This is a genomic window from Romboutsia sedimentorum (assembly GCF_030131845.1).
GTDB lineage: Bacteria > Bacillota > Clostridia > Peptostreptococcales > Peptostreptococcaceae > Romboutsia_D > Romboutsia_D sedimentorum.
Genome location: NZ_JASKYM010000001.1, coordinates 849,618 through 874,700 on the forward strand (window position 1 = coordinate 849,618; position 25,083 = coordinate 874,700).

Annotated in this window: 27 protein-coding genes; 3 read left to right on the forward strand and 24 right to left on the reverse strand. The window is 28.6% G+C overall.

The features are described from left to right. Positions 1–214: 214 nt before the first annotated feature. The 12 genes from glyS to QOZ84_RS04370 form a co-directional block, all read right to left on the reverse strand. A complete protein-coding gene (gene glyS, locus QOZ84_RS04315) occupies positions 215–2,281 on the reverse strand; it encodes a glycine--tRNA ligase subunit beta (protein WP_284131727.1) in 2,067 nt (688 codons plus the stop codon). After that, complete coding sequence (gene glyQ / locus QOZ84_RS04320) at positions 2,281–3,159, reverse strand: glycine--tRNA ligase subunit alpha (RefSeq protein ID WP_284131728.1); 879 nt, start codon at positions 3,157–3,159, stop codon at positions 2,281–2,283. The genes glyS and glyQ overlap by 1 nt, the downstream gene beginning before the upstream one ends. Positions 3,160–3,340: 181 nt before the next feature. Next, positions 3,341–3,943: a DUF4342 domain-containing protein gene (locus QOZ84_RS04325; RefSeq protein WP_284131729.1), complete on the reverse strand. Its 603-nt coding sequence runs from the start codon at positions 3,941–3,943 to the stop codon at positions 3,341–3,343. Then, positions 3,936–4,709 (reverse strand): DNA repair protein RecO, encoded by a 774-nt coding sequence (gene recO / locus QOZ84_RS04330; RefSeq protein ID WP_284131730.1) that lies wholly within the window; start codon positions 4,707–4,709, stop codon positions 3,936–3,938. Before recO ends, QOZ84_RS04325 begins: the two co-directional genes overlap by 8 nt. Beyond that, positions 4,675–4,830, reverse strand: a complete 156-nt coding sequence (locus QOZ84_RS04335) for a YqzL family protein (RefSeq protein ID WP_284131731.1) — start codon at positions 4,828–4,830, stop codon at positions 4,675–4,677. Before QOZ84_RS04335 ends, recO begins: the two co-directional genes overlap by 35 nt. A 72-nt stretch (positions 4,831–4,902) precedes the next feature. Next, positions 4,903–6,282, reverse strand: coding sequence for a magnesium transporter (mgtE, locus tag QOZ84_RS04340; RefSeq protein ID WP_284131732.1), 1,380 nt, complete (start codon positions 6,280–6,282; stop codon positions 4,903–4,905). Between the two features lie 11 nt (positions 6,283–6,293). Further along, positions 6,294–7,184, reverse strand: coding sequence for a GTPase Era (gene era / locus QOZ84_RS04345; RefSeq protein WP_284131733.1), 891 nt, complete (start codon positions 7,182–7,184; stop codon positions 6,294–6,296). Between the two features lie 31 nt (positions 7,185–7,215). Continuing rightward, the gene (locus QOZ84_RS04350) at positions 7,216–7,626 is read right to left on the reverse strand and encodes a cytidine deaminase (RefSeq protein WP_284131734.1); all 411 of its coding nucleotides are present in this window, start codon (positions 7,624–7,626) and stop codon (positions 7,216–7,218) included. A 322-nt stretch (positions 7,627–7,948) separates the two neighbouring features. Beyond that, on the reverse strand, positions 7,949–8,665 hold the full coding sequence (locus QOZ84_RS04355; protein WP_284131735.1) for a diacylglycerol kinase: 717 nt from the start codon (positions 8,663–8,665) through the stop codon (positions 7,949–7,951). 5 nt (positions 8,666–8,670) lie between these two features. Beyond that, the gene (gene ybeY, locus QOZ84_RS04360) at positions 8,671–9,129 is read right to left on the reverse strand and encodes an rRNA maturation RNase YbeY (protein WP_284131736.1); all 459 of its coding nucleotides are present in this window, start codon (positions 9,127–9,129) and stop codon (positions 8,671–8,673) included. Positions 9,130–9,172: 43 nt separating this feature from the next. Beyond that, positions 9,173–10,450, reverse strand: coding sequence for a sporulation protein YqfD (locus QOZ84_RS04365; protein WP_284131737.1), 1,278 nt, complete (start codon positions 10,448–10,450; stop codon positions 9,173–9,175). Positions 10,451–10,462: 12 nt separating this feature from the next. Beyond that, positions 10,463–10,699, reverse strand: coding sequence for a YabP/YqfC family sporulation protein (locus QOZ84_RS04370; protein WP_284131738.1), 237 nt, complete (start codon positions 10,697–10,699; stop codon positions 10,463–10,465). A 182-nt stretch (positions 10,700–10,881) separates the two neighbouring features. Between QOZ84_RS04370 and QOZ84_RS04375 the strand changes: the two genes are divergently transcribed. Continuing rightward, a complete protein-coding gene (locus tag QOZ84_RS04375) occupies positions 10,882–11,841 on the forward strand; it encodes a hypothetical protein (RefSeq protein ID WP_284131739.1) in 960 nt (319 codons plus the stop codon). Positions 11,842–11,920: 79 nt separating this feature from the next. Here the strand turns inward: QOZ84_RS04375 and QOZ84_RS04380 are convergent, their stop codons facing one another. The 7 genes from QOZ84_RS04380 to prmA form a co-directional block, all read right to left on the reverse strand. Continuing rightward, on the reverse strand, positions 11,921–12,418 hold the full coding sequence (locus tag QOZ84_RS04380) for a TspO/MBR family protein (RefSeq protein WP_284131740.1): 498 nt from the start codon (positions 12,416–12,418) through the stop codon (positions 11,921–11,923). Positions 12,419–12,535: 117 nt separating this feature from the next. After that, the gene (locus QOZ84_RS04385) at positions 12,536–12,979 is read right to left on the reverse strand and encodes a GatB/YqeY domain-containing protein (protein ID WP_026901877.1); all 444 of its coding nucleotides are present in this window, start codon (positions 12,977–12,979) and stop codon (positions 12,536–12,538) included. 27 nt (positions 12,980–13,006) lie between these two features. Then, positions 13,007–13,186, reverse strand: a complete 180-nt coding sequence (gene rpsU / locus QOZ84_RS04390; protein WP_021125460.1) for a 30S ribosomal protein S21 — start codon at positions 13,184–13,186, stop codon at positions 13,007–13,009. A gap of 160 nt (positions 13,187–13,346) precedes the next feature. Then, entirely contained in the window at positions 13,347–13,697 is a 351-nt protein-coding gene (locus tag QOZ84_RS04395; RefSeq protein WP_284131741.1) for a histidine triad nucleotide-binding protein, read from the reverse strand. A 42-nt stretch (positions 13,698–13,739) separates the two neighbouring features. Beyond that, on the reverse strand, positions 13,740–15,041 hold the full coding sequence (gene mtaB / locus QOZ84_RS04400) for a tRNA (N(6)-L-threonylcarbamoyladenosine(37)-C(2))-methylthiotransferase MtaB (RefSeq protein WP_284131742.1): 1,302 nt from the start codon (positions 15,039–15,041) through the stop codon (positions 13,740–13,742). Position 15,042: 1 nt separating this feature from the next. Then, a complete protein-coding gene (locus QOZ84_RS04405; protein WP_284131743.1) occupies positions 15,043–15,795 on the reverse strand; it encodes a 16S rRNA (uracil(1498)-N(3))-methyltransferase in 753 nt (250 codons plus the stop codon). An 8-nt stretch (positions 15,796–15,803) separates the two neighbouring features. Then, the gene (gene prmA, locus QOZ84_RS04410) at positions 15,804–16,742 is read right to left on the reverse strand and encodes a 50S ribosomal protein L11 methyltransferase (RefSeq protein WP_284131744.1); all 939 of its coding nucleotides are present in this window, start codon (positions 16,740–16,742) and stop codon (positions 15,804–15,806) included. Positions 16,743–16,998: 256 nt separating this feature from the next. Between prmA and QOZ84_RS04415 the strand changes: the two genes are divergently transcribed. Continuing rightward, complete coding sequence (locus tag QOZ84_RS04415; RefSeq protein WP_284131745.1) at positions 16,999–17,319, forward strand: (2Fe-2S)-binding protein; 321 nt, start codon at positions 16,999–17,001, stop codon at positions 17,317–17,319. Between the two features lie 397 nt (positions 17,320–17,716). Here QOZ84_RS04415 and QOZ84_RS04420 read toward each other — a convergent pair whose 3' ends face one another. Then, positions 17,717–18,655 carry an ROK family protein gene (locus QOZ84_RS04420; RefSeq protein WP_284131746.1) on the reverse strand — a complete coding sequence of 313 codons (939 nt, stop codon included), beginning with the start codon at positions 18,653–18,655 and terminating at the stop codon, positions 17,717–17,719. Positions 18,656–18,891: 236 nt separating this feature from the next. On the opposite strand from QOZ84_RS04420, the gene QOZ84_RS04425 reads away from it, so the two are divergent. Further along, positions 18,892–19,440, forward strand: coding sequence for a hypothetical protein (locus tag QOZ84_RS04425; protein ID WP_284131747.1), 549 nt, complete (start codon positions 18,892–18,894; stop codon positions 19,438–19,440). Between the two features lie 130 nt (positions 19,441–19,570). Here QOZ84_RS04425 and QOZ84_RS04430 read toward each other — a convergent pair whose 3' ends face one another. From QOZ84_RS04430 to dnaK, 4 genes are all read right to left on the reverse strand, one after another. Beyond that, positions 19,571–20,884, reverse strand: coding sequence for an MATE family efflux transporter (locus QOZ84_RS04430; RefSeq protein WP_284131748.1), 1,314 nt, complete (start codon positions 20,882–20,884; stop codon positions 19,571–19,573). A gap of 68 nt (positions 20,885–20,952) precedes the next feature. Next, positions 20,953–21,759, reverse strand: a complete 807-nt coding sequence (locus QOZ84_RS04435) for a MerR family transcriptional regulator (RefSeq protein ID WP_284131749.1) — start codon at positions 21,757–21,759, stop codon at positions 20,953–20,955. Positions 21,760–21,884: 125 nt separating this feature from the next. Then, positions 21,885–23,042 carry a molecular chaperone DnaJ gene (gene dnaJ / locus QOZ84_RS04440; RefSeq protein WP_284131750.1) on the reverse strand — a complete coding sequence of 386 codons (1,158 nt, stop codon included), beginning with the start codon at positions 23,040–23,042 and terminating at the stop codon, positions 21,885–21,887. A 175-nt stretch (positions 23,043–23,217) separates the two neighbouring features. After that, positions 23,218–25,056 carry a molecular chaperone DnaK gene (gene dnaK / locus QOZ84_RS04445; RefSeq protein WP_284131751.1) on the reverse strand — a complete coding sequence of 613 codons (1,839 nt, stop codon included), beginning with the start codon at positions 25,054–25,056 and terminating at the stop codon, positions 23,218–23,220. Between the last annotated feature and the right edge of the window lie 27 nt (positions 25,057–25,083).

Genomic DNA, 25,083 nt, shown 5'->3' on the forward strand with positions numbered 1-25,083 from the left:
TATGTGCTACACTTTTTATTTCAATTGTATACTATATATATATTTAATATACATTAATGGGGGTTATATATTAAATAATGTAGCTAAATTGTTTATACTAAACTCTATTATAATATAATATTGCCTTACATAACTATTTTTAAATTAATTTTCACATAAAATTCAAAAAAGAATAATGGGGCTAAAGGTTAACACCCTTTTAGCCCCATACATACTACTTATAAACTATCTTAGATAAGTCACATATACTTAACATTGTATCGTATATTTGCTTAAGTAATCCTAATCTATTGTTCTTTATAGCTTCATCCTTGTCCATTACCATAACACTATCAAACATAGCGTCTATAGAAGGTCTAAGTGATGCAAAGCAATCTAGCGATTCACTATATTTCTTTTGATTTAATAATTCTTTTACTTTATCTTTTGTATCATTAAATTCATTATATAGCTTTATTTCTGCTTCTTCTTTTAATAAATCTTTATCTACAGTGCTAGATATTGACTTTTGAGCTAATGTAGAAACTCTATTGAATGCTGTTAGCATCTCTACTAACTCATCTTTTTGTAACCAATTATTAAGTTCTATTGCTCTTGCATACATATCTGATATATCATCTATTTTTGAACTTAACACAGCATCTATTACATCATATCTTATTCCTAACTCTCTAAATAAATTCTTTATTCTCTCTTTGAAGAATTCCATCATATGAGACAAAACTTCTTCTTTATTAAATTCTATATTAGTATAATTTTCTAATGCTAATAAAGCTAATTCTTTTAATTCTACATCTAGCTTGCTATCCATAAGTATGTTTATTATACCTAAAGCTTGACGTCTTAGAGCATAAGGGTCTTGAGAACCTGTTGGTTGTATTCCTATAGCAAAGAACCCTGCTATAGAGTCTAGCTTATCTGCTATAGATAAAGCTACACCTGCATTAGTCTTAGGAAGTATGTCTCCTGCAAATCGTGGTAAGTAATGTTCAAATATAGCTTCACTTACTACTTCATTTTCTCCACCAATTTTTGCATATTCTCTACCCATTATTCCTTGAAGTTCAGTAAATTCAAATACCATTCCTGTAACTAAGTCAGCTTTACATAACTTAGCAGCTCTTTTTGTATCTTCACTTTCACAATCAAGTCCTAATAATTTTAATATTTTGTCACTTAGTTCTTCTATTCTTATGCTTTTATCATAAATTGTTCCCAATTTAGCTTGGAATACAACACTTTTTAATTTTTCTGTGTAACTTTCTAAATCTCTTTTAGTATCTTCTTTATAGAAGAATAATGCATCTGCAAGTCTTGCTTCTAATACTTTTTCATTACCTTTTTTTACATTGTCTATTCTATAATCATTTCCATTCCTAACAGCTATAAAGTTTGGTAATAATTTTCCATCCTTTAATACTGGGAAATATCTTTGATGTTGTTGCATAGGAGTTGTTACAACTTCTTTTGGAAGTTTTGCATAAGATTCATCAAATTCTCCATAGAATGCTGTTGGATATTCTACTAAATGAGTTACTTCTTCTAGTAAATCTTCATCAAATTCTATTTCTCCACCTAATGATTTTGCAACTTCTATACATTGATTTTTTATAAGTTCTTTTCTTTTTTCTTGGTCTAATATTACATAGTTTTCTTCTAATTTTGCAAAATAATCTTGTAATGAATTAACTTCAAATTCGCTTTCACCTAAGAATCTATGACCTTTAGTTATATTAGAAGATTTTATACCTTCTAAATCTATTTCTACTATATTGTCATTTAATAATGTTACCATCCATCTTATTGGTCTAGCAAATCTCATGTTCTTTCCACCCCAACGCATAGCCTTTGGGAATACAACCATTTTTACAGCTTGTGGTAATACTTCTTTTAAAACGTCACTAGTTTCTTTTCCAGCTTGTCTTATTGTTCCAAATATATATTCATCTTTTCCAACAACTTTAAATACTACATCTTCTTCTTTAAGACCTTTACTTTTCATAAATCCTAGCGCTGGCTTAGTAAAGTTTCCATCAGCATCAAGTGCTATTTTTTTAGCAGGACCTTTTACTTCTTCTTCTAAGTCACTTTGCTTTTCACTTATACCATCTACTACAAAAGTTAATCTTCTTGGAGTTCCAAGTATTTGTATGTTATCAAAACTTATTCTTTTTTCATTAAATAGCTTAGTTAAATTATTTTTGATTTGGTCTAGTGTAGATGATACGAACCTTGCTGGTAGTTCTTCAACACCAATCTCAAATAAAAGGTAATTACTCATTATTTGTCACCTTCCTTTAAAAGTGGGAATCCCATTTCTTCCCTTTGTTTTACAAATGCTAATGCAACATTTCTAGCCATGTTCCTAACTCTACTTATAAATGATGCTCTTTGACTAACACCTATAGCACCTCTTGCATCTAGTGTATTAAATGCATGAGAACACTTTAGTACATAATCATAAGATGGAACTACTAGTCCCTTTTCCATAAGCTTTAATGCTTCTTTTTCGTATACATCAAATAAGTTAAATAACATATCTGCATCACACTCTTCAAAAGCATATACTGAATTTTCGTATTCAGCCTTTTGGAATACATCTCCATAAGTTATTTCATCATTCCATTTTAAATCGTAAACACTATCTACTTCTTGAATATACATAGCTAGTCTTTCTAATCCGTATGTAATTTCTCCTGTTTCAAGTTCACACTCTATTCCTCCAACTTGTTGGAAGTATGTAAATTGAGTTATTTCCATACCATCTAACCAAACTTCCCATCCAAGTCCCCAAGCACCAACTGCTGTTGCTTCCCAGTTATCTTCAACAAATCTTATGTCATGTTCATTTGGATCTATACCTATTTGTTTTAAACTCTCTAGATATAGTTCTTGTATATTATCTGGTGATGGCTTTAATATAACTTGGAATTGATGATGTTGGTATAATCTATTTGGGTTTTCACCATATCTACCATCTGCTGGTCTTCTAGATGGTTCTACATAACAAACCTTCCAAGGCTCTGGCCCTAAAGATCTTAAAAATGTATTAGGATTCATTGTCCCCGCACCTTTTTCTACATCATAAGGTTGCATCATAATACATCCTTGTTTAGCCCAGTAGTTTTGCAATGTAAGTATCATATTCTGAAAATTCATACGAATACCTCCTATAAGTTTACGACTTCGTCATCGTTTATTGTTTGAAACTATAGTTTCCTTTAATCTAACAAAGCCTTTCGTTTATACGAAAGGCCTTTTAATAGTTCATTTCTAGTTTTTAGAATATCAAATTCTACAATTTTTGTCAATCTCAATACTGAATACTATGATTTTCTTACTATTTTTTATCTAAGTCTATTTTTTCATCTTCTTCAATAAGTTCGTCAGTTATATCTTTAGTATCTGCATTGTCTTTTTTATGATCTACTACAACGTCTTTTACTTCTTTTGCTGTGCTAGTTAACATTTGCTTTAACATGCTTAGCTTTTCTTCGTTTAGTTCTCCTAAATCAACAATAGATCCATCATCTTCATTTTGTATCTTTATTTGATACTTACCTATAACTGCTGCTGATAGTCCTACCAACGTAACTAATGGCCCTAAAGCTAACCCTACTACTCCTACTGTTAAAGGTATATTCATTACTGTTTTTTCATTTTTTTCAACTATAACTCTTATTACACTGCTTTTTTTAAGAAGTTCTTTCACTTGAAGTTTTAATTCTTTAATATCTTCATTATCTTTAGAAAGAACACCTTCCATTGTTTTCTTAGCTTGCTTTGTTTTACTACCAAAACCTTTTACAGATTCTAATAATATAACAGCTTCTATAACGTCTCCATCACAATCTAAAAGAGCTTTTTTTGCTTCTGCATAAGTTGCACTATTAACTCTTTCTATTACAGCATCTAACTTTTCAATAGTTATATTGTTATTCACCCTTATCAACTCCCTTATTTTTTTGTATATCTTGTAATAAGTTTAATGATTTTAAATTAACATTGTCAACATGAACATGTAAATATTTTTTTAGAATTTTATCTAGTTCATAAGTTATATACTTTGATACCTTCGCTTTGCTACACTGCAATATATCATTACTTAATATATATTCCATAAGCTTCAAAGTTGTTATATCAAAGCTTAAATTATTTTCTGTTTTTTCACTACACAAATCACATACTACGCCACCCTCATATACATTAAACTTAGAATTTTTTAAATTTCCACTTCCACAATTGCAACATCTGTTGATAGTGGGTTTAAATCCTATGTAGTCTAAAAATTTAAGTTCAAAAGCACGAGTCACAAATTCTTTGTCTACGTCTTTTTGTGTATACAAATATAATGTCTGAGCCAATAATATAAATAGTCTATTATTAGTTTGATTTTCAAAGGTAGAACCGTCTACTAATTTTATAATATACGTTGCATATGAAAAAGATTCTATATCGTAAGATATATCATAAAAGCTTTTTATTATGTCACTTTGATTTACTTTATACATACTGCCTTGCTTTTTTAAGGTGTAATTTGAGTAGGAAAAAAGCTGTGAAGATGAAAGCAAAGGGCTTTTATTTCTTTTTGCTCCCTTTGCTAGTGCAGCTACTTTTCCAAGCTTTCTTGTAAACAAAGTTAATATCACATCATTTTCTTCGTACCTTACTGCTCTAAGTACTATCCCCTGGGTGTTCAAGATTATCATAGTCGGTATCTATCTCCCTTACATCTTGGTTTTCTGCACTTATATTTTTACCATGTTGTATATACAGATAGGCTTCTATACTACCCGTCTTTTTAAAAACTTCCCAACATAAATTGTTCATTTTTTAAAAACCCCCTTCTTACGGTTCTAGTTATATTTTTACTAAGAAGAGGGTAAATAATACATTAAGTTATTAAACAATTTTTGACAATAATATACTTGTTATTACAAGATAAATAGCTATCCCAGTTATATCAAGCGCTGTAGCTATAACAGGCGCAGAAATTATAGATGGATCTACATCTAATTTTTTAAATAAAACTGGCATAAATGCACCTATCATAGCACCTACAATCATATTTATAAATAAAGATATCGATACTACTAGCACAATGTTAATATCTTTTATAAAAATAAATGTTAATACTGCGATTATTAAACTGCAAACTATTCCTGTAATAAAGCCTACCATACCCTCTCTTATTACATTACTAAACTCTAAATCTTTATTAGATAATGCCATAACTGTTAATGCTGATGATTGTGTACCTATATTTCCACCCATACCCATTACAACAGGTATGAAAAATACTAATACTCTATACGTAGGGTTCATTATAAAGTCTAAATTAGAAAGTATTAATGTCGATAGTAACCCACCAATTAAGGTTATTAAAAGCCAAGGAATTCTAGCTTTAACCGACGATACAATTTGTTCTCTTGATGTTGGGTTTACTTTTTCTACAAAGTCTCTTTCTTGTTCTGAAGTACCTGCAAATTTGTACATATCTTCAGTAGCTTCTTCTTCCATAACATCAATTATATCGTCTACAGTTATTATTCCTTTTAGTTTCTGCCCTCTATCTATTACTGGTATTGCTATTAAATTATATTTAGAAACTAATCTTACAGCTTCTTCTCTATCTTCGTCTACATATACAGATATTATATTTTCACTCATCAAATCTTCTACTATATTAGCATCCCTAGATGTTATAAGCTCTCTTAAAGACAATACTCCAACTAAGCGTTCTTCATTATCAACTACATATATATAATATATAGTTTCTGCATCTTGAGCATTTTCTCTCATATGCTTAATCGCTTCTTTAGCTGTCATATCTTTATTTATTTCTATATATCCAGTGGTCATTATTCCACCAGTAGACTCTTCTTCATAAATTAATAATTCTTTTACGTCTTGTGCATCCTCTTGACTTAAAAGTTCCATTACTTTGTCTCGTTCATCTTCTTCTAGCTGGCTTAATATATCTGCCATATCATCAAGAGACATTAACTCTAATATATTTTTTCTATGGTCTATGTCTATTTTTGATAATATTTTACTAAAAAATTCAGCATCACTTTCTTCTAGTATAGACGCTGCCATATCTAGAGGAAGTACTTCAAATAATTTAATCTTCATACTTTCATTTAAATGTTCCATTATATCAAAAATATCTATTATATGATATTCTTCAAGTAACTCTCTTAGTTCTAATATTTTACTATTTTCAATTAATATCTTGACTTCACTTAATAAATCCTGGGAAGCGTCTTGTTTCCTATCCATATAATCCATCCTTATTTTTCAGTATATCCAAAGTTACTTACAGAACTTTGAAGATTTCTCCAGTTCTCCTTAACTTTAACCCATAATTGAAGATTTATTTGAGAACCTAAAAGTAATTCCATATCTTCTCTTGCTGATTTTCCTATTCCTTTTAGTTTTCTACCATTTTTACCTATTATTATACCTTTATGTGAATCTCTTTCACAGTATATAACAGCAGATACGTCAACTATTGCTTTATCTTTTCTAGATTTCATCTTTTCTATCTCAACAGCTACTCCATGAGGTATCTCATCATGAATATAGTGAAGTACTTTTTCTCTTATTAATTCTGATGCTAACACTCTTTCTGGTTGATCAGTTATCATATAGTCTGGGAAGTACTTAGGCCCTTCTTGTAAATGATTTTGTATTACTTTTAATAATTCTTTAACATTTCTTCCTTTTAATGCTGATATTGGTACTATTTGCTTAAATAAACCTTCAGCATGGTACATTTTCATCATATCAAATAAATCTTGTTCTTCTATTTGGTCCATTTTATTCATAACTAAAACTACTGGAGTTTTGATTTTTCTTAAATCTTCTATTATCATTCTATCTCCAGGCCCTATTTTTTTAGAGTCATCTACTACAAATAGAACTACATCTACATTTTTGAATGCATCTGTAGCTGATTTCACCATAAATTCACCTAATTTATTTTTAGGTTTATGTATCCCTGGTGTATCTAAAAATACTATTTGACCTTCTTCATCTGTATATACTGCTTGTATTGTGTTTCTTGTAGTTTGAGGCTTATCACTCATTATTGCTATTTTTTCTCCAACTACATTATTCATAAGAGTAGATTTACCTACATTTGGTCTTCCTACTATACTAACGAATCCTGATTTAAACATATTGTCATTTCTCCTATCGATCTCTTTTGTTTTATTTTGTTTCTCTAAAGTCACTTCCAGTAAAATAGTTAGGTATTAAATCTTTTATTCTACATTCCTGTATTTCACCTTCTGAATATCCTGTTATTATTCTTATATCAGTTCCAAATTCTATTATTACTTGTCTGCATATTCCACATGGATATGTAGGCTCATTTTTTTCTGAATTATCACTTGCTATTGCTATTGCTTCTATATCACTTGTACCGTCTGATATAGCTTTAAATATAGCTGTTCTTTCAGCACAATTAGTTCCTCCTAAAGATGCACACTCAATATTACATCCTGTATAGACTTTATTATCTTTACTTAAAAGAGCTGCCCCTACTTTAAAATTTGAGTATGGAGAGTGAGAATATTTTCTTGCATCTTCTGCTATTTTCAATAATTCTTTATTGTTCATAATATGTGCCTCCTAGGTTTTATTTTATTGTGCCTTATTAATTACTTTATTTCTATAAATTTATATTAGAACAAAATATTATTTTAAGAGATAATAATATTTTTGTTTTAATACTATCTTCAAGAATATTTGCCTAAAAGTTGATAATTTTTAATTTCTTAGTATTATAAATAATATATGATAAATGTTCTTATTTCAATATCTTTTATTATTTAAAAATTTGTTTAGTACGTTATATTATAACATAAAAAAGAAGTCTTGCAGACTTCTTTTTTTATAAGGTCTGCTAATAAAACCCACATCCCTTTGTATTATTTTATCATCAATAAAAATTTCCAATTTGATAAATTAATAATCCTATTAACACCCCTAATAAAGCACCTGCTACTGTTTCCCAAAATGTATGTATTTTCCCTTCAATCCTACTTTGTGCAACCAATAAAGCCATAAGATAGGCTAATGTTGATGGTACAAGTCCAGCTGTAATAAGCGTTATAGCTGTAGCCATTGCAAATGACAACGCTGCATGACCACTAGGCATGCCTCCTTTTAGAGGAGTTCCTGTTGAAGTTAGTGCTTTTACTACAACAACCGCTATAAGGACCAAAACTATACAAATTAACGTTACATGAAGCTTTGACTGTCTAATCGTATATATTAGTGAATCAGATACATCTGTTAATTTATCATAAAAAATTATATACCCAACTACAACTGAATTTAAAGTTGCAATTAAAACGCCTCCCGCTGCAACATCTTTAGCTATTTTTGCAAGAGGATGATAAGTTTCAGTTACCATATCTATAGTTTTTTCTATAGCAGTATTAAACATCTCTGATATTACAACTAAACTTATAGCAAATATAAGTACTATCATCTCAAGTTTAGTTAAGCCGAAAAACAAACTTGCTACAAGCACTATTGCAGCTACAAAATAATGTATCTTCATATTCCGCTCTGATTTAAAAGTATATAATATACCTTCTATAGCAGCATTAAATGCTTGGATTATGCCCTGACGTTTTTTCTTTTCCTTCATAAAGCTTACTCCCTTGTTATGTTTAACTTATTTAATATGTATTCTTCTTTTTGTCTCATTTCTTTTGTATTTTCGTCAGTATCATGATCATATCCTAAGAGATGGAATGTACTATGACAAACTAAAAAGCATACTTCTCTTTCAAAGCTATGGTTATATTCTATACTTTGTTCAAATGCTCTTTCTAAAGATATCACTATGTCTCCTAACGTTTCTTCTTCTAATTCAATGTCAAACTCATCACTTAACATAGGGAATGATAATACATCTGTAGCTCTATCTACACCTCTATATTCTCTATTTAGTTCATGTATTTCTTTATTGTCTACAAAAGATAAACTCACTTCATAATCATCGTCGTATCCTTCAGAATCTAAACATTCTAATATTATATCTTTTATCTTCTCTATTAAGTCTTCAGTTACATCCATTTTATCTTGTCTATTATCTATTATAAGTTCCATATTATTCACTTCTTCCTTTGTATTTATATATATTATTGTCTTTTTATTTTTTTTTATCAGTATCATTTTTATTATTTTCAAATTCGTTCCTGATATCATTTATCGGTCTTTTGCTAGGATTTTGCGGAATTGCCTCTTCTCCTTCTTTAGGAGTGTTTTGCTCATTTATCAGCTGCTGTGCTTCAGCTTTACTAAGATGGTCTACCTGAGCTATATTTTCAGATGTTTGCACTGTTACTATATATTCTAACATATTTTTATTAACTTTATAATCATGTTCCACATTAACAACTCTAGCTGATACCGGCATTATGTATTCTAACTTTTTTAATGATTTTTCTGATAATTCACGTTTAAGTTTTTCTTTATCTTTTTTTATTTTCACATCCTTGACTTCATTAAATGTACTTATATTTATTCTTAAAGGGAACGTATAGTTTCCTAGAGATAGCTTATATTCTTTATTGTCTATAGTATAGTCTTTATATTTTATGTTTCTTCTTAATGTGTGCTTATTACCGTAAAAACTCATTGTATATACTCTTTTTTTCTCTCCAGTTTTTCTTTTTATAATATCTTCGTAATTTGCACTTTTAGATACTTCATAAAAAGTACTTGCCCATACCTCTGGTACTGATTTTGTATTTGCTCCACTTACTAGTACTTCACCTTTTTGAACGATTTTTCCAACATTTACAATTTGATTTCCACTTCTTGGCATTACTCTTTCTATTATACCATTTTTTTCTGCAATTATATTACAATAATTTGATTGTTCTGTTGACTTTAATGTTTCTGCTTTTTTAGTTACTGTTGCAAATATATTAGTACCCTTTACATTTATAGATACATATGCAGCTTCATCAAATTTCAACATTATATGATCTCTAATTTCTTTTCTATCTATGTTTTTCTTATATACTCCTGGCTTAAGGCCTGCATTATATAACTCTTTTCTAATTGCTTCTTTTTTTATACCTTCTGGTACTTGAATATATATATCTGTAATAAATTGAGATGTTAACATTAATAATGTCAAAGATACTAATGCACAAATCCACATACCTTTTAATTTGTATATTCGCTTTAAAATAAAAGGTATACCAGTTTTTTGCTTAACTTTAACATCAAAATTACTGCCTCTATAGGCTCGTTTAAAGTCCCTCATATCCCTTTTTTCTATATTAAGTTCTATCTTACTATTGCTTACTCTTTTAACATTATAAACTCTTATGTTGTTTTTTATAAGATGATTTAAAAATCTTTCAATTCCTATGCCTTCTACCGTTATTATATAGTATCCCCTTATATAACTTATCACTCGTATTTCCTCCTAATCTACGTATTCTACAGTGTATATAATTCCTTTTATACCTATCTCCCCATCAGTAATATATTTTAGTGAAAGTTTGTCCCCAGATATTTTAATTGATTTCACCTTTGTTTTAATTTTTATTAAATCAGTTTCATAAGTTATTATATTTAAATAATTTTCTATACTTATGAATGTATTTCCTATAATAGTTACTGTAGGTTGATTTACTAACAGGTCAGTTGATATATCCATCATACGTATACCCCCTTAATATATTTTATGTTAATAATGTACTTAAATTACATTTTTATATTGTTCGTTTTTAAATAATTAATATATTTTATAATACTCTTTTATTTATATATGTGTGTAAACTTATAATCATATTTAGAATAAAATATCTACATACAACTATATTTTTTAAGAAAGGAGATTATATGAAAAATACCTTTATAAATTTAGTTCAAAAATGTATATGTTTAGATTTACTAATTAATGCATTAATTAGTTCTAATCCCTATCAAGATTTAAGTTTTTTATCTTCTATCAAAACTGAAAACTTAAGAAATATTAAGTTCATTTGCTATCTTTATAACTATACATTTAAAGAAGATTTATTGCTTGAAGATGTTGATTCTATTGAAATTGATAAAAAATACGAAAACAATTTTAATTATTTACTTCAGCTTAATTTAAATATTTTGTCTGATTTAGAGAATCTAAAAAAATACAAATTTGATGTTTATTATTTAAAACTTTTACAAGCATTAATTTATAGTTATTTTAACTTTGTATCTTCCATTCAATACTTTTATGCTATAGTTCCAGATAAAAAAACAAATTACAATAAAACTCGTTTTTTCAACTTACCTGACAGCAATATTTCAAAAAGTCTTTCTACAGAAGCGTCGATAGAGTATATACGTAAAATTTCTATAAACGCAATTGACTTTTTTTTCAATTATTCTTTAGTTGATAATAAAATTATAGATGAGTATTATGAAGTTTTTTTTGAAAATAATTTTGAAAATAAATTTTATCAATATTTTTTCAAAACGAATGATAAAATTTTTAAAATAAGAGTTTTATATAAAAGTGGAGAAATATTTTATTTATACCAAAGCCATACAGATGATATAAAAATTAGTCCGCCTTTAAGTAAAGAAGAATCAAAAACATTTATCGATAGTTATTTACAAGAAAAGTTTATTGATGAATTTGAAAATCTATTATATGATAAAAACTATTTAAACACTTACACTTATGATAATTCAATTGAAGGCTATAAATTTAAATATAATTATAAAGAAAACTCAGGAAAAACAAATTTTAATAAAGCATTTTATATAACTATCAATCCCACAACTTTATTTATTGAAGAAATTTCTTTATTTTAAAACAATAATTTTATTCAATGTAAAAATACTGAGAAATAGGCCTCAGTATTTTTATATTGAATATTTAAATTTAATAATATTATCTATTTATCATCCATATGAAATAGTTTAGTGCCAACGCATATAAAAGCCATATTATGTATGGTATGTTCAAATAAGCTGCTTTTTTATCTAATTTAGCAAATTTTATAACCATTATTATTACTACTATTAATAATATTGCTAATGTAACTAAAGCTGTGAATCTTAAATCCAAACCAAAAAACAAAATACTCCATATGAAATTTATACCCAACTGTAACCAATAGTAGAACATAGCATCTTTGACTTTTGGAGATTCATACCCTTTTTTCATAATTATGTATGCTGATATTCCCATTAATACATAAAGTATTGTCCAAACTATAGGGAATATAAAGCTTGGCGGTGCAAATGAAGGCTTTATCAATTGTGAATAGTATTCAGACATGCTTCCCCCTGCAAGTAGTGAAGCTATAAAGCTACTAGCATATCCTACAACTAATGGTATCAGTATACTTATAAAGAATTTTTTAATTTCTTTTAACGATATAATCAAGTTTTTCCCCCTCTTTCTCCTTTTGTATTCTTTAATTAATAAATATGTACAAGATTATTTTATTATGACAAGTTTTTGAACGCAAAAAACCTAGAGATTTCTCTCTAGGTTTTTAATCTATTGTAAGTTATTTTTTACTAACTCATTTATAAGTTTTCCATCAGCTCTGCCTTTTACTTTAGGCTTTATAGCTGACATAATTTTTCCCATATCTTTCATAGAAGTTGCTCCTATTTCTGATATAGTAGATTTTACAATTTCGTTTAGTTCTTCTTCGCTTAACTGTTGAGGTAGGTACTCTTTTAAAACTTCGATTTCAGCTTCTGTTTCACTCACTAAGTCTTCTCTATTAGCTTTAGCAAATTCACTTAACGCATCTCTACGTTGTTTCATTTGCTTAGATATTATATCAATAATACCATCTTCTTCAAGTTCAACTCTATTGTCAACCTCGTATTGCTTTATAGATGCTCTTATCAAAGTTACTACAGACTTTCTAACTGTATCTTTGTTCTTCATTGAAGATTTCAAATCTTCTTGTAACTTTTGTTTAAGGGACATTTCCCTTCACCTCTTTACTCTTTTTTACTATTTCTTAGCGTTTTTTCTTCTTGCTGCTTCTGCCTTTTTCTTACGTCTAACGCTTGGCTTATCATAGTGCTCTCTTTTTCTAACTTCAGACATGATGCCAGACATTGCACATGAACGCTTAAATCTTCTTAAAGCGCTGTCTAATGTTTCATTTTCTCTTACTCTTACTTCTGACATTTCTTTTTCCCTCCCTCCGATAGCGCGAATTATGCTGGGACTGTAACTACGATTATATCTGCATAAATGCATTACAACCTCACACTTTGTTTATTATAAACTAATCTTAAACTTTTTTCAAGTATTTTGTTAAATAAGAAAGTTATTTTTTGAATTAAAACTATTTTCCATCATTTTCATAAACAGGTAATTTCTTTCCGCCTAAAACGTGATAATGAATGTGTTTAACCTCTTGACCACCATCTTCGCCGCAGTTATTTACGATTCTAAAGCCCGTTTTATCAAAACCTTTCTCACTAGATATTTTATTAATTACAGTGTGAATATGTGCAACAATTCCCATATCTTTTTCATCTATATCTATTATACTATCATAATGTTTTTTAGGTATAACTAATATATGGTATGGTGCTATTGGATTTATATCATTAAACGCTAATACTTTATCATCTTCATAAACTTTGGTACATGGAATTTCTCCATCTATTATTTTACAAAATAAACAACTCATATTTAACACCCCCTATCCTATACAAAAGTTTATTTCTAGATACTATACTAAAACACCTTCTACATATTCATTTTTTACATCAGTTATTTTAACTTTTAGTATCTCACCTTGAATATCTTTGTCGCTACTTACTACAACTCTTATATAATTAGGCGTTAAACCTTCGTATTTATTGTCTACTATCTTTTGTTCAAATAAAACATCTAGCTCTTCGCCTATAAATTTGGTTGCAAATTTATTAAAGTTTTCTTTACTTAAATTTAAAAGTTTATCACTTCTTAATTGTTTCATTTGAGGATCTATTTGATTTTCCATAGTAGCTGCTGGAGTACCTTTTCTTGGTGAATACTTAAATATATGCATTTGAGAAAGCTCAATATTTTTTAGGAATTCATATGTTTTACTGAATTCATCATTAGTTTCCCCTGGGAACCCTACTATTACATCAGTAGTTATTGCTACATTAGGTATATTTTCTCTTAAACAATCTACTATTTCCTTATATTCTTTTGTAGTATATCTTCTATTCATTCTGCTTAGAGTCTCATCGCATCCACTTTGTAGAGATAGATGGTAATGTGGAGATACTTTTTCCATTTTACAAACTTCACTTACAAATTCATCAGTAAATAAAATAGGCTCAACAGAACTTAATCTAATTCTTTTAACGCCTTCTATTTTATTTATTTCTTTTATTACATTTAGTAAAGTAATTTGCTCATCTTTTAAGTCTTTTCCATAAGATGCAACGTGTATTCCTGTTAATACAAATTCCTTATATCCATTAGAAACTAATTTATTAACTTCTTCTAGTATAGAGTCCATACTTCTACTTCTTACCTTGCCACCTCTTGCGAAAGGTATTATGCAGTAAGAACAGAATCTATCACATCCATCTTGTATTTTCATAAACGCTCTTGTTCTTCCATTAGCTTGGCTAATTTCTATTTCTTCAAAAGCTCTTACTTTCATTATGTCATCGACTGTACTAACTTTATTGCTTGAATCTATTTTTTTTATTTCTTCTACTATAGTTCTTCTTTCATTTGTTCCCATTACTAAATTTACTTCTTCTATTTCAAGTATTTCTTCCGGAGATACTTGAGAATAACATCCAACAACAGCTATTATAGCATCCGGATTTTTCTTTTTCATTCTTCTTATATATTGACGAGATTTTCTATCACTCATATGTGTTACAGTACACGTATTTATAACATAAACATCTGCAAATTCTTCACTATCAACTTGAGTGTATCCTTCTTTTTCAAACATCTCAATCATAGCTTCTGTTTCATATTGATTTACTTTACATCCTAATGTGTAAAAAGCTACCTTTTTCATATTATTCTTGTCCTCCTAAGTCGCTTAATTCGTATAAAACTATAGATGAAGCGACAACTGATGCTGTCTCTGTTCTTAATATTCTAGGTCCTAAAGATACTGATTGCCCACCTATTTCTTCTATTACTTGTATTTCACTTTCATCAAATCCACCTTCAGGTCCAACAAAAATACCTACATTATTTACATTTATACCTTTTATAGCTTGTTTAATCGATTTTGTTCTTTCATTTTCATATGGAGCTATGTTAAAGTCATTAAGTTTCATATCATCTAAAGCTTCTTTGAAACTTAAAACTCCTCTTAACTTAGGGATTTGACCTCTTTTACTTTGTTTTGCAGCCTCATATATTATTCTTTCCCAACGCTCAATTTTTTTATCTTCTTTTTTATCTTCAACCTTAGCTACACTTCTTTTACTTTGAACTAATATTATTTCATCTACACCAACTTCAGTAAGTTTTTGAAGTATCATTTCCATCTTTGGCCCTTTTGGAAGACCTTGATATAATTTGATTTTTAAATCGGATTCTCTTTTCACATCCACTTTTTGTAATATATCTAAACTTACTATGCTTTTGTCTATATCAGTTATCTCACATATATATTCATTGTTGTTATTATCACATATTTCTAATTCTTCACCGATTTTGCATCTCAATACCTTAGATATGTGTTTAACATCTTCACCTTCTATAATACAGGTGTTGTTTTCTATATTAATATTTTTCTTTTCTACAAAAAATCTATCCATTTTTTCACCTACTTAAGTTTAGATACTATAGCGTTCCATTCGCCTAGACTTTCAACTTTTACTATTTCAAATCCATTTTCTATTAAACTAGCTTTAACTTCTTCTACTTTGGCATGTATTATACCTGAAGATATAAATACTGCGTCATCTTTCATAAAGTTATGAACGTCTTTTGCTAATATTTTTATTATATCAGCTATTATATTTGCAACTACTATGTCTGCTTTATCACTAACAACATCCATTAAATTTCCATGTTTAGCTACTACATTTGATTCTACGTTGTTTAATTCTATGTTTTCTTTAGATACTCTTACAGCTACTTCATCTAAATCAACAGCTAATACTTCCTTTGCTCCAAGTTTTGCAGCAGCTATTGCAAGTATTCCACTTCCACAACCTATGTCAAACACTTTAGAATCTTGTTTAACGTAGTTTTCAAGTTCTCTTATACACATAGTAGTAGTCTCATGAGTTCCTGTTCCAAAAGCCATTCCTGGGTCTAATTCTATGATTAAATCTCCATCTTTAGCTTCATATTCTTCCCATGTTGGCTTTACTACTACTTTTTGACCTAATTTAGCTGGCTTATAGTAATTTTTCCATTCATTAGCCCAATCTTGCTCATCTACTTGAGATAATTCAACTATAGCTTCTCCTATATCTATACCAAATTCTTTTAATCCTTGTATTTTTTCTTTTATTGTATTTATATCTTCTGTTACATCTCTTTCTTCTGTTATGTAAGTTTTGATTATAACTCCGTCATATCCACTATTGAAAATTTCTTCTTCAACAAAATCCCAATCATAATCATTTTTCTTTTGGAATTTGAAGTCTTTAGGATCTTCTATACTTACTCCACCTACATTTTGTTCATACAATATATTAGTTATAGCTTCAACTGCTTCTGTTGAAGTTTTTATAGTTATTTCAGACCATTTCATATGTTAAGCACCGTCCTTATGTTTATTTTTCTTATTTTTCATAAGATTTATTATATCATAATTATTCTCATTAATACCATTGTTTAATCTATTTTACAATAGTTTATACGCTACAATTTCATTACTACAGAAACATAAAAAGTATATCAATTTATTTTTTCATAACAATTCGTTTATATATTGTAAATATTGGGTATAATTGATATTGATTATGCATTATGTATAAAAATATATTTTAATTAAAAGGAGATATAAAATGGCTGGAGATAAAATAATTTGTCACTGTAAACAAGTAAGTTACTTAGATATAAGAAAAGCAATGGTAGCTGGGGCTCGTAGCTTAGATGAAATAAAAGAACAAACTGGTGCTGGTACTGGATGCGGTAGATGTGTTGGTGAAATAGAAAAAATATTAGCTTCTGTTTGCGGATGTAAGAATGTTTCACTTGAAGATGTTGTTAACGCTGTTAAAAGTGGTGCTGATACAACTGATAAAGTTGCAAAAGTTACAGGTGCTGGATCTGGTTGTGGTAGATGTAAAGCTCTTGTTCAAAATGTAATAGACTTAAAAAAATAATTTTGAAATCTACATATATAAAAGAGTGTTGGTATATTAAAATTAATTCTATATATCAACACTTTTTTAATTAGCTTTATTTTTTAACACAAGTTTATAAGCTGATACATAAAATGTATCAGCTTATAAAAATTCATTTACTCAGTGGATTAATGTGGATTAACCTTACATAATTATTCAACACGAGTTAGCAATACTCCTACAAACTTTAATTTTTTTTTGAATTTTCTTTATCCTTCTAAATATGCTCTATTTTTAAATATAAAAAAAGGAATATTATTTTTTATAAACTGGCAATACACTTTATTCTTTTACAAATTTCATTCATTCCCCGGGAAATTCGCCTAGCGCTAATATAATTTTATAAAATTTTACAATATTTTATTTACCAGCTTTCTTATCTTAAAAATGCTGCACCTATTATACCTGCATGAGCGCCTAAAGTAGCACAAACTATATTTGCAAACTCTTCTTTTTTATATAAAATATAATCCCTTGTTAAGTCTTCTAGCCCATCAAGTATTATATCACTAGCCCTAGATACTCCACCACCTATTGATATTACATCTGGATCTAAAATATTTATCATATTCGCCATAGCCTTTGCTAGATAAGATTTAAATCTATTTATAGTTAATACTGCAACCTCATCATTTTTTCTAAAAGCATCAAATATCATTTTAGCATTTATTTGTTCTACATTCCCATTTACCATATCTAGTATGATGCTTTCATTTCCTTCATTTATTAGCTTTTGTGCATGCTTTATAATCGCAGTTGCCGAACAAAACGATTCTAAGCAACCATTATTTCCACAGTTACAATTAAAATAATTTTCTCCTATGATAGTATGACCCATTTCAGACCCCATTCCATGAGCTCCTGTAATAGATTTTCCATTTATTATTATTCCTCCACCTACTCCAGTTCCTAGAGTATACATAACAGCAATATCCTTGTTTTTCATACTTCCAAATTTAGCTTCTGCAACTGCTGCAACTGTTGCATCATTTTCTGCATAGACTTTACTTTCTTTAAATCGATTGTTCAAAGCTCTCATAAAATCAACTTCATACCATCCTAAATTTACACATGTTACTAAACCTTTTTTATTTATAAAACTTGGAACACCAAATCCTATAGATTCTATATTTTCAATCTCCAAATTATTTTCTTTTAATAAATCTCTAACTAAATTATTTATATCGTCCATCACACGCTCAAATCCACTATCTACATTTGTAAAACATTCTTTTCTAAATAGTATTTTTCCATCTTTATTCACAACACCAGCTTGAACACCAGTCCCACCAATATCTACTCCTACAGAATACATAATTAATCTCCTTTAAATTATTTGTAATTATCTTAATTTTAATTTCTTTTTATAAGTATTTGTTTAACTTATATATTATCTCATGGCTTTTAATAGTAAAAGTATAAATATCTAAGTTTATAATAAAATTTTTTATATATAAGGAAAACATTATCTTTATTATATTAAATTAATGCTTTATACTAAAGTTATTACATTAAAATAAATAAACATAATAAACTAAGGGGGGATTTGTTATGAACAATCTTGAACCATTAAAACTGTTCCAAGATTTACAATTAGTTTCAACAAAATACACTACTTTGAAGCTTAAAGACACTGAGAAGGAACTACAAGACAATAAAAAATTAAACTCATTATTAGAATTTTATAAATCTAGTATAGATCAGATAAAAGAAAAATCTAACTTTGTTTCAAAACAAACTAGAGACGAACTTAGAAATGCAAGTTCTAAAGATATTTATAAAGCTCTTACTGACCTTAATAACTTAGCTTATGATAAATATTTATTTGTTAAAAACAGCGCTATAGACATAGAATCTACTACTATAAAAGCCGTTATGCTTTCTACAGTTGATGAATTAATTCTTATAAATAAATCTATAAAAAATAAAGAATACTTAGAAGATAAAAATACATACTTATATATTTATGAAAAGATATTAGTAAATTCTTTTATGACTTTCTTAGCTTTAAAAGATATGGATATAGAAAATAAAAAAAGAAACAATTTGTCTCAAGCTATTCTTAGCCAAATAAAAACATTGTCTATAATATCAATGTAAACAAATCAATATACTAAAAAATACCCTAGATAAGTAAAATCTTTATCTTAGGGTATTTTTGTTAGATATATTGCAAAATAGTAAAGTCTATTCCTATTTACTTATAAATTGACTTTTTATAAGTCATTTTTTAAGCAATCACTTCTGATAATGCTCTCTGAGTGCACTTATTTATTTTAAACGATTTATCTACAATTAAAATAATTAGTAATTCTGAAACTGCCATACTAATCCATATTCCATTTACTCCAAATACTTTATATAATACTATCAATACTATAGGTAAAATCAATATAGATCTCATTGCACATATTATATTTGAATATTTTGGTATTTCTATAGCTTGATAATACATTGTTGTTGTTAAATTTTTTCCTATAAATAAATAGGCAAGATTATTTATATTTACTGCAACATAAGATATTTCTATAAGGGTTTTGTCATTTGTAAATACAGATATTATCTCCTTACCAAATATTAAGCATATTATAGCAAAAAATATTCCTATAATAAGTGCTGTTTTATTAGATAGCTTATAAAACGTTAGCATATTTTCACTATTTTTTGCTCCATAGTTATAACTTATTAGTGGTTGAGCCCCTAACGTAACCCCTAGAAGAATCATATATATGTTACTAGTTATATAATTTATTATTGCATAAGTAGATATTCCAGTTTCACCTACTGTATTTACTAAAACTAAATTATGAACAAATATTATAACCGAAAATGCTGATTCTGCGAAAAATGATGGTACACCGATTTTTAAAACTTCTTTTACACTGTCTAGTTCTAACTTTTGCTTTCCAAAACTTAACTTTCCTTTTTTCATCATAAAATGAGGTAGAGCTATTAAAAGCGTTACTATTTGACCTAAACCTGTTGCTATTGCTGCACTCTTTATTCCTAATCCTAATTGGAATATAAATATATAATTTAAAACTATATTACTCATCGTTCCACATATTGTAGCTATCATAGCAAGCTTTGGTTTATTATCATTTCTAAGAAAACTATTGAATGCAATTCCTAGTAAATTTGGTAAACAAAATATTGCATAATATGTTAAATACTCGGTTGCTAATGCTTGTAATCCTTGTGTTGCTCCCATTATTTTAACTATTGGATCTGCAAATATAACACAAAATACACTTAAACTAAGACTCATAATAATCAAGATATAAGTGACCTGCCTAAATACACTTACACTTTTTTCATCTTCATTGGCTCCAAAATATTTTGATATTAGTGCTCCTCCACCTACTGCTATCATAGTTGAAAGCCCAAAAAATACTATTGTAATTGGCATAACAATATTTACAGCACCTAATGCTTGATCACCTATTCCATTTCCTAAAAATATCCCATCTATTATCGTATTTAGCGATGCTATACACATAGCTAGAGCTGACGGTATAGCATAACTTAAAAATTGTTTAACCATTTGTTACTCCTCCTTATATATTATGTTATAATATTAAACCCTCCAGCAAGTGGAGGGTCAATGTTTTTTTATTCATTTTTAAGTATTTCTATTTTAACCAAACTTTTTTCTTGTGACTTATCATCCACCTTAACCATTATCCAAGTTTCATGAAAATCCCCTATTACATTAATGCTATTTTTTTGTATATACTCTAATATTTTTTTATAATATTTAATGCTATTCTTTGAATTATCTTCAAACATTATTGTTACATATTCACCTTTTGGCAAAATATTAATATTAATTTTATCTTCACAGAAAACTTTAAATTCCTTATATATTATTTTGTTATCCTCTATAAGCATTTCATAGGAAACAGTTACTCCTAGGTCGGAATAAATTTCATTTGGATTTTTCTCTATTTCTAATATTATAGGTCTTAAATTTATATCTAATTCCTCTACATTTTTCGATATTGTTTCATATTTCATATATTGTCTTTCATTATTATATTTTATAAATACTTCATCAATTCCCTCTTCAATATTTTGAGATATATTTTTTTCTAGATTATCTAAATATTTTTTTACTGCACTTAATTCATCTATCTTTTCTTCTAGCTTCTTGGATTGATTTTTGATATTTTCTAATATGAATTGTATTGAAGTTTTTGAACTTAAAATATCTTTTATAACATCTAAAGACATACCTGTAATTTTAAAATATTTTATTAAGTCTATTTTTATAAACTGCTCTACAGAATAATATCTGTAATTATTATCTTTATTTATATACGCAGGCTTTAATAATCCTATCTCATCATAGTATCTAAGTGTTTTTATAGAAATATTAAAAAATTTTGATATTTCACCAATTGTAAAATATGTATTCATAATTATTCTCCTTTATAATTTTATAATGGCCTATAATCATATCATATTAATAAATAGCTACCAATTTTTTAATTTATATTTATTTTAAGTAAAAAAACCCTAGGAAAAAATCCTAGAGTCTTTTTTTACTTTTTTTTTAACATATTTTCTATCTTTTGGCCAAAAGTTCTCTTCTTTTCATGAACTTCTTCTCCACATTCTTGGGCAAATTGTTTTAATAAATCCTTTTGCTTTTCATTTAATTTCTTAGGAGTATCAACTACAACTTTAATATACTGATCTCCTCTAGTATTACCTCTAAGTCTTGGTATACCCTTTTCTCTTAATCTAAATACAGTTCCTGTTTGAGTTCCTTCTGGTACACTGTACTTAACTTTTCCATCTAAAGTTGGAACCTCTATTTCGTCTCCTAATGTTGCCTGAACAAATGTTATTGGCATATCAAAGTATATATCATTTCCTTCTCTTGTGAATAATGGATGAGATTTAACATTAACTACTATATATAAGTCTCCTCTTGGTCCACCTTTACTTCCTACTTCACCTTGATTAGATAATTTTATCATTTGACCATCATCTATACCAGCTGGTATATCAACCTCAATAGTCTTAACTTTTCTAGTACTTCCTTGACCATGGCATTTGCTACATGGTGATTCTACAACTTCACCTTCTCCATTACACGCACTACAAGGTCTTGAACTTGCTATGTTTCCAAACGGAGTTCTTTGAACAGTTCTAACTTCACCTGCACCATTACATGTTGGACAAGTTTTTTTACTTGTTCCTGGCTTTGCACCAGATCCATTACATTCACTACATTCTTCACTTCTAGTCAATTTTATAGACGCTTTTTTACCAAATGCAGCTTCTTCAAAAGTTATATCTATATCTTGTCTTATATCTGCTCCGCGCTCGGGAGCTCTTCTTCTATTTCTTTGGCCACCAAATCCGCCTCCGAATATATCTCCAAACATATCTCCAAATATATCTTCAAATCCACCGAATCCGCCTTGACCACCAAATCCACCTTGACCTCCGAATCCGCCTTGACCATTCATTCCTGCATGACCAAATTGATCGTAAGTTTGTCTTTTAGTGTCATCTGATAAGACTTCGTATGCTTCACTTAATTCTTTAAATTTTTCTTCTGCTTCTTTATTGTCAGGATTTCTATCTGGATGATATTGCATTGCTAATTTTCTATAAGCTTTTTTTAGTGCTTGAGCATCTGCATTTTTGTCAACACCCAGCACATCATAATAGTCTCTTTTAGTACTCAAATTGTGCCACCGCCTTTATATTACAAAACAATAGCTTGTAGAATATCATACTACAAGCTATTATCATTATTTTAAGCATATGATCTTCATTTTTATAATGGTTTTATGCTTATGAAAAGATATTCTTTTCTTTTACTCTATATTAATTATATACAAATATGTTTATTTGTGTAACTTATTTTTCTTCGTTTACTTCTGTAAAGTCAGCATCAACTACATTATCATCTGTTGGAGCTTCTTGTTCTGCACCACCATTAGCTTGTGCATCAGCTTGAGCTTGTTGATACATTTGTTCAGATACTTTATGGAATTTGTTCATTACTTCATCCATAGCAGCTTTTATTTCTTCAGCAGTTGCTTCTTCTTTTTCTTTAACAGCCTTTAACTCAACTATTGCAGCTTCTATAGCACTTTTATCTTCAGCATTTACTTTATCTCCAAGATCAGCTAAAGTTTTTTCTGTTTGGTATATAGTAGAATCAGCTTGGTTTAAAGCTTCTATTTTATCTTTCTTTTGCTTATCAGCTTCAGCATTCATTTCAGCTTCTTTTACTTTCTTTTCTATTTCATCTTCACTTAAATTAGTTCCTGAAGTTATAGTTACCTTTTGCTCTTTTCCTGTTCCTAAATCTTTAGCAGTAACATGAACTATACCATTAGCATCTATATCAAAAGTAACTTCTACTTGAGGTATTCCTCTTGGTGCTGGTGGTATATCTGTTAATTGGAATCTACCTAAAGTAGAGTTGTCATAAGACATACTTCTCTCACCTTGTAATACATGTATATCAACAGCAGTTTGGTTGTCAGCAGCAGTTGAGAATACTTGTGATTTCTTAGTTGGTATTGTTGTATTTCTTTCTATTATTTTAGTCATTACGTTACCCATAGTTTCTATTCCTAATGATAATGGAGTAACATCTAAAAGTAATAAGTCATTAACTTCTCCAGTTAATACACCAGCTTGTATAGCAGCTCCTGCAGCAACACATTCATCTGGGTTTATTCCTTTATGAGCTTCTTTTCCTATGAATTTCTTAACTGCTTCTTGAACAGCTGGTATTCTAGTTGACCCTCCAACTAATAATACATCATCTATGTCAGAAGTAGAAAGTCCTGCATCTTGTAATGCTCTTCTTGTTGGTTCCATAGTTTTTTCTACTAAGTTAGCTGTTAATTCATCAAACTTAGCTCTAGTTAAATCTATATTTAAATGTTTTGGTCCCTCCATAGTAGCTGTTATGAATGGTAAGTTTATGTTTGTAGACATTGTAGAAGACAATTCCTTCTTAGCCTTTTCTCCAGCTTCTTTTAATCTTTGAAGAGCCATATTATCATTTCTTAAATCTACACCTTCAGCTTTTTTGAATTCCTCAGCTAAATAATCTATTACTATTTGATCAAAGTCATCTCCACCTAATCTGTTGTTACCAGCAGTAGCTAAAACTTCAAATGTTCCATCTCCTATTTCAAGTACAGAAACGTCAAATGTTCCTCCACCTAAGTCAAATACTAATATTTTCTTTTCTTGATCTAATTTATCCATACCGTAAGCAAGAGCTGCTGCAGTTGGCTCGTTTATTATTCTCTTAACATCTAATCCTGCTATTCTACCTGCATCTTTAGTTGCTTGTCTTTGAGCATCTGTAAAGTATGCTGGAACTGTTATTACAGCTTCAGTTACACTTTGACCTAAGTAGCTTTCTGCATCTGCTTTTAATTTTTGTAAAGTTATAGCAGATATCTCTTGAGGAGTATATCCTTTACCATCTATATCAACTTTATAATCTGTTCCCATATGAGTTTTTATAGATGTTATTGTTTTATCAGCATTAGTAACTGCTTGTCTTTTTGCTGGCTCTCCTACTATTCTTTCTCCATCTTTAGTAAATGCTACTACTGATGGAGTAGTTCTCATACCTTCTGCATTTGTTATTATTTGTGCTTCTCCACCTTCTAAAACTGCTACACATGAGTTAGTTGTTCCTAAATCTATTCCTATTATTTTTCCCATGACTAATTCCTCCTAAATTGATTTATT